This window comes from Mycobacterium sp. 1465703.0, assembly GCF_001672975.1.
Taxonomy (GTDB): Bacteria; Actinomycetota; Actinomycetes; order Mycobacteriales; family Mycobacteriaceae; genus Mycobacterium.
The window spans coordinates 1-3313 of record NZ_LZKU01000182.1 but is presented as its reverse complement, the minus strand read 5'-3'; the positions used below and the strand labels follow the sequence as shown (position 1 = coordinate 3313).

Annotated in this window: 3 protein-coding genes and 1 pseudogene; 3 read left to right on the top strand and 1 reads right to left on the bottom strand. The window is 66.0% G+C overall.

The features are described from left to right. Together A5625_RS16445 and A5625_RS16440 are read left to right on the top strand one after the other, a co-directional pair. Positions 1–724: pseudogene (locus tag A5625_RS16445) on the top strand (FUSC family protein); the annotation flags it as partial. A gap of 94 nt (positions 725–818) precedes the next feature. After that, positions 819–2078, top strand: coding sequence for a cytochrome P450 (locus A5625_RS16440; RefSeq protein WP_066995923.1), 1260 nt, complete (start codon positions 819–821; stop codon positions 2076–2078). Here the strand turns inward: A5625_RS16440 and A5625_RS16435 are convergent. After that, a complete protein-coding gene (locus tag A5625_RS16435) occupies positions 2075–2953 on the bottom strand; it encodes an alpha/beta fold hydrolase (RefSeq protein WP_066995919.1) in 879 nt (292 codons plus the stop codon). The genes A5625_RS16440 and A5625_RS16435 overlap by 4 nt on opposite strands. Before the next feature lie 52 nt (positions 2954–3005). Between A5625_RS16435 and A5625_RS16430 the strand changes: the two genes are divergently transcribed. Beyond that, positions 3006–3313 (top strand): NYN domain-containing protein (locus tag A5625_RS16430; protein ID WP_156748292.1); only part of this gene is annotated, 308 nt, incomplete at its 3' end.

The following is a 3313-nucleotide window of genomic DNA, read 5'->3' as shown; positions in this document are numbered from 1 at the left end:
CGGCCTGCTCGGCCAATTCTCGTTCGGGGTGCTGATGATGCGGATCGAAGAGACCGCGATCGGTGCCGTGATCGGAGCAACCGTCGCGGTCGTGGTGCTGCCGACCAACACCCGAACCGCCATCCGCGGTGACACCCGCGCATTCTTGACCAGTCTGTCGGCGCTGATCGAGACATCGGCCGCGACCATGTTCGGTGAAGGGGAGGGCGGCAGTCCCTCGGAGCTCGCACGTCAGCTCGGTCGGGACCTGCAGCAGTTCCGGGTCACCGCCAAGCCGTTGTTGGCGGGTCTCGCCGGACTTGCCGGCCGGCGCAGCATCCGCCGCGCCCTGCGGCTTTTCACCGCCTGCGACCGGTACGGCCGAAGCCTGGCGCGCAGCGCCGAGCAGTATCAGGATCCGGTCGGGTCGCCTTCGCTCGCATTGGAACTGGCGCAAGCCTTTTCGGCGGCTGCGACCCAGACGCGACGCAACATCGACGCATTGCAGGCAGCCATCGAGGGCGGCCACCCGCCGACCCTGGTCTCGGCGGCTGACGAACTCGACGCCGCCGAGACGGCGGCCCGCCAACAGGACGGCGACGACAGCGGCGAAACAAGCCCCGACACCCGGCGATTCCTCACCGCGGTGCATGCCTTGCGCCAGATCGAGCGGGCAGTCATCACGGCGGCCACCAATCTCGGTGGGCGCGAAAGCGTCAAGACGGCCAGCCCCGCGTCGCGCTGATGCGGTGCGTCTCGATGTGCTAGGCGATCCGAACCCCCGCGGCTACCATCTTGCTAACCGCCGCGGTCAGTAGGCAGCATCGAGGAGAAACCCCATGGCCACTCCGAACCTTCCGCCGGGCTTCGATTTCACCGACCCCGACATCTACGCCCATCGGCTTCCGGTGCAAGAGTTCGCCGAATTGCGTGCCACAGAACCAATCTGGTGGAACGAGCAGCCGCTCGATCAAGGCGGTTTCGGCGACGGCGGCTACTGGGTGGTGACCAAACACCGCGACATCCGCGAGGTCTCGTTGCGCAGCGACGACTTTTCCTCGGCCACCAAATCGATCGTGCCGCGATACCGAGAAGACTTGGCGCAGAGCCAAATCGAAGCGGGCCGGGCCTCGATGATCATGATGGACGACCCCGAGCACAGTCGGCTGCGCAAGATCGTGTCGCGTGGTTTCACACCCCGTGCGGTCGAGCGGTTGCGCGCCGAACTCACCGAACGCGCGCAGTGCATCACCGCCGACGCCGCGGCGCACGGGTCGGGCGACTTCGTCCGTCAGGTGGCCTGCGAGCTGCCGCTGCAGGCCATCTCGAGTCTGCTGGGCGTACCGGCGGACGACTACGACAAGCTGTTCGACTGGACCAACAACATGATCGGCAGCGACGACCCGGAATTCGCCGACCATGACGCACTGACGTCAGCAGGCGAATTGGTTTGGTACGCCATGCAATTGGCGGCGCGTAAGGCCGAGGAAGGCGGCCCGAAAGATCGGGACATCGTCAGCACGCTGATCGAGGCCGACTCCGGGGAACAGCGACTCTCCGACGCCGAGTTCGGCATGTTCGTCGTCACGCTGGCGGTGGCCGGTAACGAGACCACCCGCAACTCCATTACGCAGGGAATGATGGCCTTCACCGACCATCCCGACCAGTGGGACTTGTTCAAGGCGCAGCGGCCGAAAACCGCGGCCGACGAGATCATCCGCTGGGCCACCCCGATCACGGCGTTTCAGCGCACCGCGGCAAACGACACCGAACTCGGCGGCGTGCCCATCAGGAAGGGCCAGCGGGTGGTGTTGTTTTACCGGTCGGCGAACTTCGACGAAGAGGTCTTCGATGACCCGTTCACGTTCAACATCCTGCGCAACCCCAACCCGCATGTCGGATTCGGCGGCACCGGCGCGCATTACTGCATCGGCGCGAACCTGGCCCGGATGACCATCGACCTGATGTTCAACGCGATCGCCGACCGCATGCCCGACCTGAGCTCGGCCGGCGATCCGGAACGGCTGCGGTCATCGTTCATCAACGGCATCAAGCACTGGCAGGTCGACTACGGGAAGACATGTCCGGCGGCGCACTAGCTCGGCTGGGAAGACCGCGGGCTCTCCCTGTCGTGGTGGTCGCCCGTGACAATGAAGTCTTCGATCAATTCCACCACCTCGTTGGGCGCCTCCACCTGCGCGAAGTGGCCGACGTCGGGCAGTACCTCGAGCCTCGCGTCGGTGCGCGCCTCGTGCGCGGCGTAGGCGTGATCGACGGGGATGATGCCGTCGCGCTCGCCCCAGATCGCCATGACCGGTAAATCCTGCCGCAACTGCAGCCTGCTGAGCGCGCTGACCGCCTGCCCGCGGTAATCGACGACGGACCGCAGCGTCCGCAGGAACGACTGCCGTGTCTCGCCGTCCGACAACGACGAATAGGCGCTCCACAGCTCGGCGCCGCGCGGGGAGCGGATGCCGGCGCTTCTCAACCAGGACCGCAGCTTGTTGCCGATGGACAGGACGGCAGGCGGCGCGATGATCGGCAGCATCAGCTCGGCCCCGGGCGCCGAGAGCAGCCGCAGCACCCATCCGACGTCGGGGCCCAGGCCGCCGCTGCTGATCAGGATCAGCCGTTTGGCGTAGTCGGGATGCTGATAGACGAATTGCATGGCCACCCCGCCGCCGAGGGAGTGCCCGACGACAGTGGCGTGGCTGACGCCGAGCTCGTCGAGAAAATCGCGCAGCCACACCGCGAACGCGCCCAGCGAGTAGTCGGTGCGGGGCTTCGCCGACTCGCCGTGGCCGAGCAGGTCCGGGGCGATGACCCGATACTTCTTCGACAGCGGCGGTATCACTGACCGCCAAGTCTCCGAACTGCCGGCCATGCCGTGGATGAGCAGGAGCACTTCGCCGTCACCCTCGTCGCGGTAGGCGACGCGATCGCCGTGGAGTTCGAGAACCTTCAACTCACTCATGGGAGGTGTGTACCCGCTTTTGTCCTGCTCACGACTCGGCAATGATCGAGCCATGACCGAACCGGTTGCCACCCGGGTGGCCGTCTACCTCGACTTCGACAACATTGTGATCTCCCGGTACGACCAGATCCACGGGCGAAATTCGTTTCAGCGTGACAAAGCCAAGGGCCTCGAGCAGCATTCTGAGCGGCTGGACCAGGCGACGGTAGACGTCGGTGCGATTCTCGACTTCGCGTCGTCGTTCGGGACCCTGGTGCTCACCCGCGCCTATGCGGACTGGTCGGCGGAGATCAACGCCGGGTATCGCGGGCAGTTGGTGGCCCGCGCGGTCGATCTGGTCCAGTTGTTTCCGGCGGCGGC

What these genes read in the sequence shown, in the direction of transcription:
- A5625_RS16435 (WP_066995919.1), bottom strand. Translation starts at nt 2,953, where the DNA reads ATGAGTGAGTTGAAGGTTCTCGAACTCCACGGCGATCGCGTCGCCTAC.
- A5625_RS16440 (WP_066995923.1), top strand. Translation starts at nt 819, where the DNA reads ATGGCCACTCCGAACCTTCCGCCGGGCTTCGATTTCACCGACCCCGAC.